The sequence below is a fragment of the Rothia sp. ND6WE1A genome, assembly GCF_001683935.1.
Classification (GTDB): domain Bacteria; phylum Actinomycetota; class Actinomycetes; order Actinomycetales; family Micrococcaceae; genus Rothia; species Rothia amarae.
In genome coordinates this window covers 1-14,734 of the sequence record NZ_LXTU01000069.1, presented here as the reverse complement: position 1 = coordinate 14,734, position 14,734 = coordinate 1, and the positions used below count along the sequence as shown (strand labels likewise).

Below are 14,734 nucleotides of genomic sequence, written 5' to 3'. Positions count from 1 at the left end.
GCGAGCACCGATTCCGAACCTGTTTCGAGCCATTCCAATTTCTCGGCAGCCTGCAACTCCCGCCGAGCCTTCAGTGCAGCGCGGTAAAGATTCAAAGTAGATGAAGAATCTGCTTCTTCTACCTCGACCGAGTAATCAGCAAACCACGTTGGCTGAGGCAAGTGCGCTCCTGCTGGACCAAACCCCAAAGATTCTCCGGTGCGTGTCCAGGGCAGGGGCACGCGGCAACCGTCGCGACCCACATTGACTCCCGGCGAACGGAAGAACGTGGGGTCTTGGCGGTCAGCATCAGGGATTTGACCAGCCTCGTGCAAGCCGAGCTCCTCCCCCTGATAGAGGTACGCCGAACCGGGCAATGCCAACTCAAACAGGGTTGCCGCACGGGCGCGGTTCTCCCCTAACTCACGATCAAGCTGATCTTCGGGAGCGCCATCAAGAAGCCATGCGCGGGCAATCTCTTCATTGGTTTTCTCGGTAGAGATAGGTAGACCATAGCGAGTGGCGTGCCGAACGACGTCGTGATTAGAAAGCACCCAGGTACTCGACGAACCTGACTTCGCCGAAAGTTCCAGATTCTGCGCAACAATCTTCTTGAACTCTCCGGCCTCAAAACGAGCGGTGAGCAAATCAAAGTTGAAGGCCTGCCCTAGACCATCGGGGCTGGCATAGGCGGGAACCCTCTCGCTTTCTACCCATGCTTCGGCAACGGCGGTGCGCGGCGGGTCATATTCATTGAAGACTTCACGCCATTCGCGGTAAATCTGCTTGGTTTCATCGCGGTCCCAAATAGGGTGATTGCCGTCTGACTTGGGAATAGTCTGGAGCTGATCCTCGGTGGGGAGGTCTGAGTTGTTCTCCGCCAAATCTTTAGTGAGTGCGTGGGCGACGTCGATGCGGAAGCCATCCACCCCACGATCGGACCAGAAACGGAGAGTCTTCTTGAAGTCCTCGTGAACCTCTGGGTTCTTCCAGTTCAAATCAGGCTGCTCGGGTGCAAAGAGGTGCAGATACCACTGACCGTCTTCCACCTGCTCCCATGCCGAACCGCCGAAAATTGCCACCCAGTCAGAAGGGGGTAGCTCGCCGTTTTCGCCACTACCTTCGCGGAAGATATACCGGTCACGCTCTGCCGAACCGCGGCCAGCCTTCAGCGCCGCCTGGAACCATTCGTGCTGGTCAGAGGTATGGTTGGGAACGATATCAACCACAATTTTGATGCCAGCGTCTTTCAGTGCTGCTGCCATCTCATCAAAATCTTCCAGGGTGCCAATTTTGGGGTCAACATCGCGGTAGTTCGCGACGTCGTAACCACCATCAGCAAGTTCAGAAGGATAGAAGGGGGAAAGCCAGACGGCGTCAACCCCCAGCTCTTTCAGGTAAGGAACGCGGGAGGTGATGCCCTTCAAATCGCCGATGGTGTTGCCGTCTTGATCGGCAAAAGAGCGGGGATAAATTTGGTAGACCACCGCCTGCCGCCACCAGTCAGGGTCAATTCCCAGCGGTGCCGCAAAATTTTCGCCGTTGAAATTCTCAGCCATGATTCTCCAATCAATAGGTTTTCTTTAACGCTATCGAAGTGGTGCGCGTAACTGAAGCTTTCTGAAGCCGGTGAGTTTTTCAAAAATTAGAAATAAATTCCACCTATAATTTTTCTGTGGTGAATCTTTCTCCGTACGCGCAGATGGCGCGCCGGTTCCTTCTCTCAGACACAGCGTTAAGAATCTCAGCATTCCTTGCGGGAATCATTATTTGTCTATCTGACTATGTGGATGGTTTATTCGATCATCAGGACACGCAAAGCATCTTTTTTCTGTCGCTTGCTTACGCACCTCTGGTTGCGGTTGCCCTTAATACTTATATAGGGGTTGGCGTCTGGTTTCTCGTGTGGTTTATCGTGGGCATGAATCCTACTGGTGAATCTATGAATCAGGTAAGTCTGGTGTTGCCAGCGACTCTCAGCAGTGGTCTCATCGTCTACTTTTTACCGTGGCGTCAAGCCCTGTGGTACTCCATGATGACTTTACTCATGCTAAGTTTCACCCCCTTTTTGATTCCGCCGTTTGATTCAGCAGTTCATCTGGTAGCTACCATCGGGGTGTTGCTTGCTCTGATTAGCGGACTCCTCATTAATTGGCTCAAACAGACCACCCTTCAAACCCGGTCGGAGCTTCTGTTGAGTCAGGCACATCAGGAGCAGGTTCGCCAAGAAGAACGCATCAAACTTGCCCACGAGTTACACGATATCGTGGCACACGAAATCACGCTGATTGCTATGCAGGCGCAACGCGCCAGGTATCTTAAAACCCCCGAACAAACGGAGATGATTTTAGAGAGTATTGGCAAGTCTGCTCAACAGACGCTGCAAGATTTACGCAGTGTTGTTTCTCTGTTAAAAAATCACAGCGCGGCGGTTGAAGAACCGCTTCTCTATTCCGAGGATCTTTTAGAGATTGGTGATCTTTCGGGAGAAACCACCGATGCTGAATCTTTAACGAACGATTTGCACCGGATTGCTAAAGCACTGAGAGAACTCGGGTTTTCCGTGGACCTGGATATATCCGGGGAAATCCGGGAGATCCCTCGCGCCATACGCCAGGCCTTACGCCGCACCGCCCGAGAGATGGCAACCAACGTGTTTAAACACGGCGACCCTCGGGTGCTGGTCAGAATATATCTGCGGATAAATACTCAGGGATTTAGTCTCAAAACAATCAACGGAATCAGTCACGAGAAATCGACCATAGGGTCTACTCAAACTGGTTTAGAGGCGATGAAAACAAGGTGCAATTCATTAGGCGGAAAATTAGAGATCGCAGAGGATAATAAGTTGTGGATTATCGAGGCATTTTATCCTTTGCACCGGTAAATTTTCAAGGTATGCCAGTTGCCTTGAATATAAAATGTCGGGCTCGAAAACGGTGCATTAAATCTAGCAGGGGAAAGAACAATCAATGATAAAAGTTCTGATAGCAGATGATGAAGCCATCATGCGTGAAATTATTAACGATTACCTTGCCCATGAAAAGAATATTTCGGTAGTGGGAGAAGCCCGCGATGGGCAATCTGCTATCGTGCAGGCGCGCGGTCTACGCCCCGATGTCATCCTGATGGATATGCAGATGCCGGGAATTGACGGTGTGGAAGCTACTTCGATTATTCATCAGGAGTTACCCGACGTGCGCATCCTGGGGTTATCAACCTTCGCAACTGACCGGTATGTGGTGAACCTACTCCATGCGGGAGCATCCGGTTATCTAGTAAAGAGTTCTTCACCCGAACAAATCACCTCTGCAATCCAGACGGTGATGAGCGGCGGCTCGGTACTTTCACCAGAAGTTACCCGCCATGTGGTTCACACGCTCAAAGAAACCGGACCATCTATCGAAGAAGATTCTTCTCCCTACAAAGATCTTTTAACAGACAAAGAACTCGAGGTCATTAAATTACTCGCGCAGGGGCTCAATAATAAAGAAATGGCGGAGCAACTTTTCATTAGTGAATCGACTGTAAAAGCGCGTTTTGTAAAGATTATGGAAAAGATGCAGGTAAGGGATCGCGTGCAAATTCTTATCAAAGCGATTGAACACCATATCGTGGATGTGGGAAAGCTCTAAGACTTTTTCCTGCAATATATGCGGAAATGGAAAAGAAGACCCGCACTCTTTGATTACCTCAGCTAGGGCTAGCATCAACGCCTATAGAGGTTTTATGCGTTGATAAGCTCACCAGGGAAAGTGGCTGCAATAATCGCCGATTAAGGGGCAGTGTGCAGGTATAGGGGTCCCTGCTTCACGGTGTCCTTGAATCGGTTGAAATTCTGGATGATATGCGGGTCTTCTTCGCTATTTATTTATCAGATGAAGGGGAAACAGCCGTCATTTCATGAGAAGTTATCCCTGCTCGACCTCATGCATCATCGATCAGTGAATTATCATCTGGCTAGAATGAAATTCTGGCTTGAAAACTCTCCTTCATCTCTCACTCTAAAAGAGAGAAAGCGATTTCTTTTTATACTTTTGTATAGATTGTTGGGCTCTGTTTGACCAACCCGGCAGGAAAAATCGCGTAAACCAGGCAGGCAGTGGTGGTTCCTAACGTGAGCCCGGCAAGTACGTCGCTGCCCCAGTGCACTCCCACGTAGAGGCGTGAGCAGGCAACCGCGAGCATTAATAGCCCAAGAAGTATGCCTAAGATCCAACGAGCACGCCGGTTCAATACCACATAGCATGCCAGAAAAATGGAGACGCACAGTGCGGCAATTCCGGTCGAGTGGCCGGAGGGGAAAGAGAACGTGGTTTCGTGAACGAGACGGTCTACCAGCGGTGGGCGTTGGCGGTCGAGAATATTTTTGACCAGAACCATAGCGCCCGAAGAGAGCAACATCGTCAGCCCGATAGTCACCAAGGGCAGCCAGGAGCGCCGCCACAAACCAATAATCACAATGGCAACGACTGCGTAGGCCCAGTCTGGCAAGGTGTTGAATCCGGAGGTGAAAATTTCTATCGGTTTATTCGCCCAGCTCTCTCGTTCGGTGACAAAGAGGTTCCAGATAAAGCTATCCACTGCGTTTTGGGGGTTGCGAACATTGACCAAAAGCAAGCCGAGAAACAGAAGGAGACCGCCTACGGTAGCGCCCAATAGCCGCACCCGGTGGTACTGGGTAATCAGCGCAAGGCGTGCCTGCGCGTCGTCCATCGTCTGCACGTAATCCCGGGTGGAGGTTCGCGCCTCATGAGTATCTTTTCGTGGGGAGAGTGAGCTCACCAAATGACCTTTCTACTAGACCATTTTTTTCGCCGCGAAAAACTGAAGAACCACAGGAACCAACGAGACTGCAATGATTCCAAGAACGATGAGGTCCACATGGTCACGGATAAAGCTGATTTCACCCAGGAAGTGGCCGGCGATGGGTAACAGCGTACCCCAGGCAAGAGCGCCTATAAGATTCCAGCGGATAAAGGTAGTTCGGGGCATTTCGTTGATGCCTGCAAGCACAGGCACCACGGTGCGAACTACAGGAATAAAACGGGCGATAATGACGGTCCGAGCACCGTATTTATCGAAGTAATCACGTGCTTTGTTGATGCGGACCTCGCCAATCATGTGCCCTGCCTTAGAACGCAGAACGGCAGGACCAGCGCTTTTACCGATTTGATAACCCACTTGGTCCCCGGCAAAAGCGGCTACCACTGTCACTATCAACAGCAGCCAGAGTGGGGCTATGGGGTTGTTGCCACCGGTCATCAGCCCTGCAATGAATAAGAGTGAGTCGCCCGGCAAAAAGAAGCCAATCAGAATACCGGTTTCGGCAAATAGGATAGCGGCAACACCGAGTAACCCGAAAGTGGTGATGAGATGGGAAGGATCAAGCAGCGAGTTCATGGCTCTCCTTAGCTTCAGCACGGCGGTTGGCAAATGCGGTAAATACCTTTTCGGTGACCCAGAACCAGGCAATACTCACGCACAATCCCAAGGCAGCCCCGGCGACGACGTCGGTGCTCCAGTGCGCTGCCACGTAAACACGGCTGAGGCAGACGAGGGTGGCGAGTACGGTAAGAATTGCTCCCAAGACTGCAAGAGCGGCGCGATTTCGAGTGGAGAAAAACAGAACTAGATAAAGCGCTACGACCAGAGAGACTATGCCGGTTGCGTGACCGGAGGGGAAGGAAAGGTCAGTCTCATGCACAATTTGGAAGGCTAGATCGGGGCGGCTTCTCCCTACAATATGTTTGATGACCTGGCCCACCACGCTGGAAACCCCCACCGCACCAAAGAACGCGAACCACAGTTTGAAGCTCTTCTTCCACAGCGCCACCCCGGTTGCCAGGATAAAGGTGTAAATAACGATGTCAGTAGGGGTAAAAGCATTCGTAATGTTCAGCATCAGCGCGTTCATGCCCGGAGTACGGTGGGCAACTGCCCAAGACAGCACGCCGGTATCAAAGGGGTTCGTGGTAGAAATCAGGTTGATTGCCGTCAGCACCACCAAAAGAGCGGCACTCACCATGCCGGCAACTTTCTGTGCGGCAGTGGGGCGAAGGAACAGATTCTGGGTCATGTCCTAAGAGTCTCAAAAACTTCCTGAAGCTTTGCTGAAGAAGTTTCAGCAAATGCCAGGTAGCCTTGTCCTCGTGAACTTTCTTCGCCCCTCACGCTCTTGGACTCAGAGCACCCTCAACAGCCACCTGCTTCGTCGTTTCGGTTCCATTCCAGCGCGCGCGGGCCTGCTTTCTGCCCTCATTGCTTTAGCGGTTGGTGTACTGATTGCGGCTTTAGCCGTGGGAGTTCTCTACTTCTCTCTGCACGGTAATATTCAGCAAAATCTTCAAGCTCGGCTTGACGACCTATCTCAAAATTCAGCTTCTCGCCAGCAACTGAAAGATGACGTTGCAGAAACCGGCGCCGGTATAGACATGGTCGCCCTCTTTGATTCTTCAGGGCTCGTGGCGGAGAGCTCTTCTATTGCCTCCCCTGAATTTCCTGCAAATCTTTATGAGCAGGTGCCGGATGACGGCGTCGGGCATCCTATCGATGGGGTGCACGCCGGGGGTCAAGATTTTCATGCCCTGGCGCAAAAGATTTCAGTAAAGGGCACCACCTATACGGTGCTCACAGGTATCGAAGCTGATAAAGACCACGAACTGTATCTTCTGATTGCGAGTGTGTTCGCGCTGTTTGTACCACTTTTTGCTTTACTTTCCGGGTGGCTGACGTTCCGCTCAGTCCGGTCCTCGCTTGCACCCGTGGAGCAAATTCGAGCTGAAGTAGAGAACATTTCTTCTACCGAGCTCTCCCGACGCGTGCCCGAACCGCCTCCCGGTGACGAGATCTCAGCCCTCGCCCACACCATGAACTCCATGCTAGGCAGGCTTGAAGGTTCCCGCGCCACTCAATTGCGCTTCTTAGGGGACGCTTCCCACGAACTTCGCAGCCCTATCGCCAGTATTTCTGGGCTGGTGGAGATAGCTCAAATCACCGGTGAACCCATCGACTTGCCCTCTGTCAACGGAATTCTGGCGCCGGAATCCGTGCGAATGCAACGCCTGGTAGACGATTTGCTTGCCTCCGCTTCAGCACAAGACCGCTCTGCACCGCGGGAAGAAATAGACCTGGACGATCTGGCTCTCACCGAACGCGCCCGTCTTGCCACCCTGCACCCCGCCCTGAAAATCGGTGGGGCAATCGAGCCCGTGCGGGTGCTCGGCGTGCCCGACGCGCTCACTCGCGCCGTCCGCAACCTTACCGATAACGCTGCCAAGTACTGCCGCGAGCGCATCAACATTTCAGTGGAAACCAGCGGTTCACAGGCGGTTATTTCGGTAGAGGATGACGGCGAGGGCGTACCTGATTCTGCCAAAGAGCTGGTGTTGACCCGCTTTGGCAGGACGGACGAGTCGCGCAATCGTTCCACCGGCGGCGCCGGGTTGGGGCTCTCGATTGTGAACGATATTGCCCTAGCGCACGACGGCGAACTCTCCCTCACCGATTCGCCGTTGGGCGGGGCGCGGTTCGAGATACGGTTACCGCTAGCGGAAAAAGGTTAGCACTGCTCGGCGGGGGATGATTGTTCTTCTTGAGCATTCTCCCAGCGCTGCTTCTCCCTCTCGGATTTGCGGTGATTCCAATAAAGCATCAAGAGCAAACAGCAAGTAAGGCGGTTTTTTCACCTAGTCGGCGCTGACCATATAACCCCGTCCGCGAACAGTTTTGAGTGTAGACGTGCCAAAGGGGGCATCAATTTTCTTCCGTAGATGACCCGCATAGACCTCCACGATGTTGGGGTCACCGTCATAGGCTGAGTCCCACACGTTGTTGAGGATGTCGAGCTTGGAACACACATTCTCGGCATGACGCATGAGATACTCCAGTACCGCAAACTCACGCGAGGTCAACTCAATACTTTCCCCAGATCGGTGAACCACGTGCTTGGCGGGGTCAAGGACGAGCGTGCCCACCTCCAGCGCGGCGGGGCGGGGAGCAACAGCGCGGCGGGTAAGGGCATGTAACCGCGCGTTGAGCACCACGAAAGAGAAGGGTTTAGTCAGATAATCATCTGCTCCTAACTCGAAGGCATCCGCCTGATCGTACTCGCCGTCTTTAGCGGTAAGCATCAGAAGCGGCGTCCAGTTGGAACGCTCCCGCAGGTTTTTCAGAACGTCGTATCCGTTCATGACGGGCATGCGGATGTCGCAGACCACCACGTCGAAGGAACCTTCGGTTGCTGCCCAAAGCCCGTCTTCACCGTTCATGGCGCTCTCCACATTCCATCCCAGCGCAGTGAGCCCTTTTTCGAGTGTGGCGCGCAGGGCGGCGTCGTCCTCAATCACTAAAACTTTCATACCGACACCGCTAGAGGGTAAAGAACCCTTCAATCGCGCGCGTCATGAATGCCATATCGTGCACGTGGCACATTTCGCGTGCCGAATGCATGGAAAGCAACCCGATTCCGACGTCGACGGTACGCATTCCCAGTCGGGTTGCCGTAATGGGGCCGATAGTCGAACCGCAGGGAACATTATTGTTAGACACGAATTCCTGGAAGGGAACATCCGCTTTTGAGCACGCCAGGGCAAAAATTCCCGCACCTACCGAATCGGTAGCGTACCGCTGGTTGGCGTTGATTTTCAGCAGCGGACCGTGCCCTGGCTGAGGGTGGTTTGCTGGGTCGTGGTGCCCCACATAGTTAGGGTGAACCAGATGCCCGGCGTCTGCTGAAAGGCATACAGAATTGCTAATAGAGCGGCGGTATTCCTCAGTGTTCTCACCACGCGCGGCAGAAATGCGCACCAGAATGTCTTCAAGAAACGGTCCTGCCGCACCCGACCGGGAGGCAGATCCGATTTCCTCGTGGTCAAACGCTGCGAGCATCACGGTCTCTTGGGCTCGGCGGTTATGTTCCCCACCGGCGTAGCGTTCAAGCGCCGTCAAACCGGCATGAACCGATGACAGATTATCGAGACGTCCTGAAGCAAAAAATTCATTGGCTCCCCCAAAGACGCGCGGCGCCTGGGTATCTGCAAACAGCAGGTCATACCCCACGATGTGTGCGGAGTTAATTCGTTCTGCCTCTCCCCGCTCATTCTGGGCGTATTGGGCTACGAAACCCAGCACATCATTTTCAATATCTGCGGTAGACCAAACGGGGTAAAGATTGCCCTGTTTATCCAGTTTCAGCCCCTCGTTGGCGCTCCGATCGAGGTGAATTGCTAGCTGAGGCAACCGTGCGATGGGCCCGGTGGACACCAGAAAATCTTTGAGTTCAGACCCACGACGAACGGTGAGCCGCCCTGCCAAGCACAGTTCGCGATCCAGCCAAGAGTTCAGCAGAGGGCCACCGTAAATTTCAACGCCCACTTGATTCCACCCGGCGGTGCTCACCGAAGAACGAGGCTTGACCTTCAACGACGGCGAATCAGTATGCGCCCCCAGGATGCGGTAGCCAGAGGCTTTCTCCCCCGCACCGCCTGCCCAAGCGATGACCGCGCCATCGCGCACTACAAAATGCTGCCCCGAGGCGACGTCGCTCCCCCATGCCTCCCGCTCGTTGAGCTGGCTGAACCCAGCTTGCTCTAGACGACGAGCCACCTCCTGCGCAGCGTGAAAACTGGTGGGGGAAGCCGCCACAAAGGCACCGAGATCTTCAATATTTTTCTGAGCGTCAAAGGTCATAAACCCAGTGTATCTAACTCGCGAAAAGAGCAGGAAGAAGTGCACAAGCAGCTAGGTAACCTCCTCTGTGACGTAAAAGAAGCTCCCCATTCCTGCTGGGAAAAAATTAACCCCATAACTGTTATACCCAGCCATGAGCGGAAAATGCTCATTCTTCCTCGCATACCCAGCCAAACAGGTGACACTCTATAGGCTGTTATTCCAGAGCTGGGCGCGGATGATAAAGCGTGGCGCAAACGTTCCCATTTATAGACTTAACCCACCCCCCCCACATTCACCACTTAGTAAATATTTTGAGGAAAAATCACTCATGGCTCTCATCTTTAATATGCCTCCGAACTGGCCCCAGAAACCACGCGGATGGAAGCCTGAGCCTGGCTGGCAGCCCGACCCTGAGTGGGGCCCCGCTCCCGATAAGTGGCAGTTTTGGCGGGAGGAAAGCAATCTTCCGGCAGAGAATTCTGAACCCGCAGCTACAGCAGATTCTCACCCTGAAACTGCGGCAGAGGTCCACGACGACGTAACCCCCGCTGCCGCTCAAGAAGAAAAAGTGGCACCGTTAGCAGACCGCGAAGAAGAAGTAGCTCCTGCTGCCGCCGCTTCTGCTGCGCCCGCCATCTCTGCGGCTGCGGCATCTGCAGAACCTACCGAACCCGCGAAAGCTTCAGTTGCCGCAGAGGGCGAAAAGCCCCGCCGTCGTACCGGATTGTTGCTAGGCACCGGCGCGGCTCTACTGGCACTTCTCGCTGGAGGAATCCTCCTCGGTCATCACGAAGAAGAAACCACCAATGCTTCCCAGGATTCGACGTCCGCTGCGGCGCCGTCGACCTTAGAAACCAGCAGCGCTACCGCGCTTCAGTCAACCGTGGCAGCTTCAAGCTCACCTTCTGCATCCGTAGTACCCGGCACTCCCAAAGAGCTCAAGGGCGAGTACAACGGCTACAGCGGTAAGGGTCTGGAAGTTTTCGACATGATTATCCCCGGCGGTGCAGGCGCCTACTACACTTACACGTTCAAGGGCAATGACGAAAACAGCAAATTCTCCCTCCAAGGGATGGATTTAATGGACAAGCCCAACGAATACTCCCGTACTTACCAGGGAAAGAACCTGAAGGGCGCTGGTCTCTTCGACGTCGTGCCTGGTGGCACCCGAACCTTCAAAATCAAGGCAGATGGCGACGGCGAGTGGAACATCAAGCTCTTCCCGCTATCGAGCACCCCCACCTATGAAAAGGGCGAAACCGCTAGCGGCGATTCCCCGAGCGCCTTCTTCTATGAGGGTGATTCCAGCAAACTTGACGTGCGTTTCGTGCCTGATGAGGGATCGAAAAAGAGCTCCTTCTCCTTGCAGAGCGGAGTAGATGATGACCCGCTCGTCAAACCTGCGCTAGAGACCACAAAACCTACCGTGAAGACCATCAAAGTGAAGGGTGGAAAGACCCTCTTCTTGGTCTCTGCCACCGATGGCAAGTGGAGCGTGACCTTTAAGTAAGAGAGACTTCTCTGCGCAAACAATGCTGCCCACCGTACATAGATACGGTGGGCAGCATTGTTTAACGAATCGCTTGAGCCTTTTCTTCAGCAGACATGTGCACCCACCGCTGAGGGGAAATCACTACAGGGAATGTGACTCGCCGTGTGATACCTACCTTGCGGGCAGCGTACATAATCACCACAACCAGCAGCAACTCAATACCTGTTGCCCAGAGAAAATCTACAAAAGTTGATCCCTCCTGCGCGTAAGGATCAACGAGACCTATCACACCCATAAACATCAGGTAGACGTTATTGACCACGTGCATAGCAATCGAGGCTTCTAACCCGCCGGTGTACCAGACCATGAATCCAGCCGCCAAGCCCATGACCAGGATAGAAAGCTGACCCCACATATCGTAGGCATGGCCGAGCATGAACAAGGGAGCGGGCAGAATGATTGCCCACGCGGGATGTTTGAGCCACCGCCCGAGCGTCTGCATCAGGTAACCGCGAAAGACCAGTTCCTCGGCATAGCACTGTAGCGGAACCAGTAAAAAGACCAGAACCATCATCCAGATCAACGTGGTAGCGGGAATCCTGGCTTCAACGGCGAATGATCCTCCGGTGATCAGTTCAAACACCACCGGGAGCAGTACAAAGAGAACAATCGAAATCCCCATGCAGAGAAAGAGCCAGCTCCACCGCATTCGCCCGACAACCGAGTGAATAAGACCCCATGGCTTAGGCCTGCAAATCAGTCGGGCAAGCCACAACGCAGGAAACATGAGAGCGACTGTGCCGAACATCAGGAAGAAGAAAGCAGGCGAAGAGAGGGACTTAGTCTGTAAGCCTTCCAACGTAAAATCAGCTTCCGTTGCCCCAGAATTCATAGCCCACACAGCAAAAATCAAACCAGCAACCACGTTAAAAATCGCATAAATAAAGCCGCCAGTTAGACCTTCTAGCAGCGGCGACCACCAGCGGGTTCGCGCATCCGCATGAGAGAGTCTGTGGTACTCAAGTTCTGTAAGTTCACGCGGTGGCTGAAATTCCCCGCCGAGAACAGGCGGCGCAGGCGGCATGATGCGCGGAGGTTCAGCAGGATGCTGCCCCTGGGTAAAGGAGGCGTTTTGCTGCTGCCAAGGAATGGGGGTGCGGTTCGGTTCGGTCATGTATTAAGCCTAGTGATTATGGGTGCCAAGTGCATCATTCCAGAGGACGAAAGGCTGGGCGCATCGTCCAGCTGTACGTGAAGGAGTGGTCGCCCCGGCGCTGGGTTTAAGAGAAAAATCCCGCCTCAGTGTGCGTGAAAATTAGCTCTTTCACGCACGCTGAAGCGGGATAATCTATAAAAATCTCAGACTTATTTGCCCAATGCCTCTGCAAGCTGGATGCCCTGAGCTACGCCGGCAAGGGTCGAAGCAATACGGATTGCCTCATTGACCTGTTCCTTTGAAAGACCTTCTTCGCGGACGGTGTGCTCGTGTGCGGCTACGCAGTGAGAGCAACCGTTCACAGCGGACACTGCCAGTGAGAAGAACTCGAAGTCTACCTTCTCGATTCCCCCAGACTTGCCGATAATCTGCATGCGTAGGTTTGCACGCTGATCGTCGTATGCGCCGTCGAGGAAACCACGGGTGCGGTAGAGAACGTTGTTCATTCCCATGATGGTCGCTGCTCCGAGCGCGGCGTTGTAAGCCTCGTCGGAGAGGTGCTGCTTAGCTTCTTCAGCAATTTCAACGACAACCGAGTCAACCTTGGTAGCTGCTGCGGATGCGAGAATTGCACCCCAGAGCTGCTGTTCGGACAGCGAGGTGATGCGGGTCAGCGAAGAAAGGTTCAGGTTCATGTCCTTCGCGTAGGAGGGCAACGCTGAACGGAGGTTTTCAATGCTCATTACTTGTCACCACCCATTTCCTTGAAAGCGTCGATGGTTGCTGCGCCCTTCTTCCAGTTGCATGCGCAGAGTTCATCTGACTGCAGTGCGTCGAGCTGGCGAAGGATTTCATCGGTGTTACGCCCTACGGAGTCAGCGGTGATGGATACCGACTGGATAACGTTATTGGGGTCAATGATGAAGGTTGCGCGGTCTGCTACGCCATCGGCATTCTTGATGCCGAGCGCGGTCACGAGTTCACGGTTGAGGTCTGATGCCATGACGATGGGCAAATCCTGCAGTTCTTCGTGTGAACGACGCCATGCGTAGTGGGTGTACTCGTTATCAACCGATGCACCGATAACCTGGCAGTCACGTGCTTCAAACTCGTCAGCAAGTTTGCCGAATGCTGCGATTTCGGTAGGGCATACGAAGGTGAAGTCCTTAGGCCAGAAGAAGACGACACGCCACTGATCTTCATCACGGTCCTTTGAGGATACGGTGGTGAAGTAGTCTTCTGGTTGCTGTGCGTCCACCTTGGAGAGATCGCCGGGAATAACACCGGTCAGTTCGTACTCGGGGAATTCGTCGCCAATAGTCAAAACGGGCATGTTTATCACGCTTTCTGTGGTGCGGATTCCGCGTGGAGCGCGGAATGATCGTTGAGTGCTTTCCCGGTTTGGGTTAGCTTCGCTTATCAGCTTATTATGAATTTATCATAATAGCAACACTCGGTGGATAGCAAATTTTACTTCGCAGTACCCCGCCTCTTTTGTATTACCCCTGCCTAAACAGGGGTTCAGTCAGTGCAAACTTGCTAGTTTTCTCTCGCCCTTCGCGGTTTACTAGTTCCATGAGACAACAGCACCTTGCCACCGCAGGAAATCCTCCGCGCGTCCCCGGCCCCTCTCCTGCAGAACGTAAAGCCGATTTATTGACCTCCGTTTCCCACGAAGCACGTTCCACCTTCAACCTCCACAACCACGAACCTCACAACAACAGCGCCTACCAAGAAAAACTCAACCGCCTCCGAGCGGCAGTGCTGGGAGCCAACGACGGCATTGTGTCTGTAGCAGCTACCGTAGTCGGTGTGGCAGGTGCGACATCATCCACTACAGCTATTGGCGTAGCGGCAGCAGCCGCAGTCGTCGGTGGTGCTATCTCAATGGCGCTGGGAGAATATGTATCCGTCTCTTCACAAGTAGATAGCCAGGAAGCGCTCATCGAAAAGGAAAAGACGGAACTCGCCCAAGAACCCGAAGCGGAACTCGATGAGCTCACGGCAATTTTGATGCAACGCGGGCTCTCGGAACGCACCGCCCGCTCAGCAGCAATCGAGCTCACCCACGAAGATGCCCTCCATGCCCACCTAGATTTTGAGTTGGGAATCGACGCCGAAGATATCCCCTCACCGTGGACTGCTGCGCTTGCTTCTGCGGGAGCTTTCTTTATCGGCTCCATGCTCCCCACCCTGTTGATTCTGCTCTGCCCGGTGGCTTGGCGAGTACCTGCAACTTTCATCGGCGTACTTATTGCACTAGCGATTACCGGCACGTTGGGCGCCAAATGGGGCGGTTCGCCCAAGTACGGGCGCGCAGCGCTTCGCGTCGTCATCGGCGGGGCACTGGCACTGGCGACAACCTACGGAATCGGTCTATTGTTAGGGGTCTCGGTAGCCTAAGCGGACTCGGTGCGGTATAGGGCTTCCACCCT

General features: G+C 53.8%; 14 protein-coding genes. 5 read left to right on the top strand and 9 right to left on the bottom strand.

What is annotated here, in order from left to right:
* The coding region (locus A7E48_RS09655; RefSeq protein WP_068172827.1) for a glycoside hydrolase family 13 protein at positions 1–1,538 on the bottom strand (1,538 nt) is incomplete at its 3' end.
* A 227-nt stretch (positions 1,539–1,765) separates the two neighbouring features.
* On the opposite strand from A7E48_RS09655, the gene A7E48_RS09650 reads away from it, so the two are divergent.
* Positions 1,766–2,866, top strand: coding sequence for a sensor histidine kinase (locus A7E48_RS09650; protein ID WP_233126062.1), 1,101 nt, complete (start codon positions 1,766–1,768; stop codon positions 2,864–2,866).
* An 85-nt stretch (positions 2,867–2,951) separates the two neighbouring features.
* Entirely contained in the window at positions 2,952–3,614 is a 663-nt protein-coding gene (locus tag A7E48_RS09645; protein ID WP_068172818.1) for a response regulator transcription factor, read from the top strand.
* Between the two features lie 394 nt (positions 3,615–4,008).
* Here the strand turns inward: A7E48_RS09645 and A7E48_RS09640 are convergent, their stop codons facing one another.
* The 3 genes from A7E48_RS09640 to A7E48_RS09630 are packed head-to-tail and all read right to left on the bottom strand — an operon-like array spanning position 4,009 to position 6,058.
* Positions 4,009–4,764 carry a phosphatase PAP2 family protein gene (locus tag A7E48_RS09640; protein WP_141669443.1) on the bottom strand — a complete coding sequence of 252 codons (756 nt, stop codon included), beginning with the start codon at positions 4,762–4,764 and terminating at the stop codon, positions 4,009–4,011.
* 15 nt (positions 4,765–4,779) lie between these two features.
* The gene (locus A7E48_RS09635; RefSeq protein ID WP_068172814.1) at positions 4,780–5,382 is read right to left on the bottom strand and encodes a DedA family protein; all 603 of its coding nucleotides are present in this window, start codon (positions 5,380–5,382) and stop codon (positions 4,780–4,782) included.
* On the bottom strand, positions 5,366–6,058 hold the full coding sequence (locus tag A7E48_RS09630) for a phosphatase PAP2 family protein (RefSeq protein ID WP_068172811.1): 693 nt from the start codon (positions 6,056–6,058) through the stop codon (positions 5,366–5,368). Before A7E48_RS09630 ends, A7E48_RS09635 begins: the two co-directional genes overlap by 17 nt.
* A 52-nt stretch (positions 6,059–6,110) precedes the next feature.
* On the opposite strand from A7E48_RS09630, the gene A7E48_RS09625 reads away from it, so the two are divergent.
* The gene (locus A7E48_RS09625; RefSeq protein WP_068172808.1) at positions 6,111–7,544 is read left to right on the top strand and encodes a HAMP domain-containing sensor histidine kinase; all 1,434 of its coding nucleotides are present in this window, start codon (positions 6,111–6,113) and stop codon (positions 7,542–7,544) included.
* A 123-nt stretch (positions 7,545–7,667) separates the two neighbouring features.
* On the opposite strand, the gene A7E48_RS09620 is transcribed toward A7E48_RS09625, so the two are convergent.
* Positions 7,668–8,339, bottom strand: coding sequence for a response regulator transcription factor (locus tag A7E48_RS09620; protein ID WP_068172806.1), 672 nt, complete (start codon positions 8,337–8,339; stop codon positions 7,668–7,670).
* A gap of 10 nt (positions 8,340–8,349) precedes the next feature.
* Positions 8,350–9,669 carry a M18 family aminopeptidase gene (locus A7E48_RS09615; RefSeq protein ID WP_068172805.1) on the bottom strand — a complete coding sequence of 440 codons (1,320 nt, stop codon included), beginning with the start codon at positions 9,667–9,669 and terminating at the stop codon, positions 8,350–8,352.
* A gap of 310 nt (positions 9,670–9,979) precedes the next feature.
* Here A7E48_RS09615 and A7E48_RS09610 point away from each other — a divergent pair, with 310 nt between their 5' ends.
* Positions 9,980–11,161 carry a hypothetical protein gene (locus A7E48_RS09610; RefSeq protein WP_068172804.1) on the top strand — a complete coding sequence of 394 codons (1,182 nt, stop codon included), beginning with the start codon at positions 9,980–9,982 and terminating at the stop codon, positions 11,159–11,161.
* Between the two features lie 61 nt (positions 11,162–11,222).
* Here A7E48_RS09610 and A7E48_RS09605 read toward each other — a convergent pair whose 3' ends face one another.
* From A7E48_RS09605 to A7E48_RS09595, 3 genes are all read right to left on the bottom strand, one after another.
* Positions 11,223–12,317: a CPBP family intramembrane glutamic endopeptidase gene (locus tag A7E48_RS09605; RefSeq protein ID WP_083147350.1), complete on the bottom strand. Its 1,095-nt coding sequence runs from the start codon at positions 12,315–12,317 to the stop codon at positions 11,223–11,225.
* Positions 12,318–12,508: 191 nt separating this feature from the next.
* Positions 12,509–13,042: a carboxymuconolactone decarboxylase family protein gene (locus tag A7E48_RS09600; RefSeq protein WP_068172800.1), complete on the bottom strand. Its 534-nt coding sequence runs from the start codon at positions 13,040–13,042 to the stop codon at positions 12,509–12,511.
* Positions 13,042–13,632, bottom strand: coding sequence for a peroxiredoxin (locus A7E48_RS09595; RefSeq protein WP_068172797.1), 591 nt, complete (start codon positions 13,630–13,632; stop codon positions 13,042–13,044). The genes A7E48_RS09600 and A7E48_RS09595 overlap by 1 nt, the downstream gene beginning before the upstream one ends.
* 242 nt (positions 13,633–13,874) lie before the next feature.
* Between A7E48_RS09595 and A7E48_RS09590 the strand changes: the two genes are divergently transcribed.
* Positions 13,875–14,702: a VIT family protein gene (locus tag A7E48_RS09590; protein ID WP_083147351.1), complete on the top strand. Its 828-nt coding sequence runs from the start codon at positions 13,875–13,877 to the stop codon at positions 14,700–14,702.
* Positions 14,703–14,734 lie beyond the last annotated feature (32 nt).

Excerpts from the sequence above, each read along its gene's own strand:
- A7E48_RS09595 (WP_068172797.1), bottom strand. The coding sequence starts at position 13,632 with ATGCCCGTTTTGACTATTGGCGACGAATTCCCCGAGTACGAACTGACC.
- A7E48_RS09600 (WP_068172800.1), bottom strand. The coding sequence starts at position 13,042 with ATGAGCATTGAAAACCTCCGTTCAGCGTTGCCCTCCTACGCGAAGGAC.
- A7E48_RS09630 (WP_068172811.1), bottom strand. The coding sequence starts at position 6,058 with ATGACCCAGAATCTGTTCCTTCGCCCCACTGCCGCACAGAAAGTTGCC.
- A7E48_RS09635 (WP_068172814.1), bottom strand. The coding sequence starts at position 5,382 with ATGAACTCGCTGCTTGATCCTTCCCATCTCATCACCACTTTCGGGTTA.
- A7E48_RS09610 (WP_068172804.1), top strand. The coding sequence starts at position 9,980 with ATGGCTCTCATCTTTAATATGCCTCCGAACTGGCCCCAGAAACCACGC.
- A7E48_RS09645 (WP_068172818.1), top strand. The coding sequence starts at position 2,952 with ATGATAAAAGTTCTGATAGCAGATGATGAAGCCATCATGCGTGAAATT.
- A7E48_RS09605 (WP_083147350.1), bottom strand. The coding sequence starts at position 12,317 with ATGACCGAACCGAACCGCACCCCCATTCCTTGGCAGCAGCAAAACGCC.
- A7E48_RS09590 (WP_083147351.1), top strand. The coding sequence starts at position 13,875 with ATGAGACAACAGCACCTTGCCACCGCAGGAAATCCTCCGCGCGTCCCC.
- A7E48_RS09615 (WP_068172805.1), bottom strand. The coding sequence starts at position 9,669 with ATGACCTTTGACGCTCAGAAAAATATTGAAGATCTCGGTGCCTTTGTG.
- A7E48_RS09620 (WP_068172806.1), bottom strand. The coding sequence starts at position 8,339 with ATGAAAGTTTTAGTGATTGAGGACGACGCCGCCCTGCGCGCCACACTC.
- A7E48_RS09625 (WP_068172808.1), top strand. The coding sequence starts at position 6,111 with ATGCCAGGTAGCCTTGTCCTCGTGAACTTTCTTCGCCCCTCACGCTCT.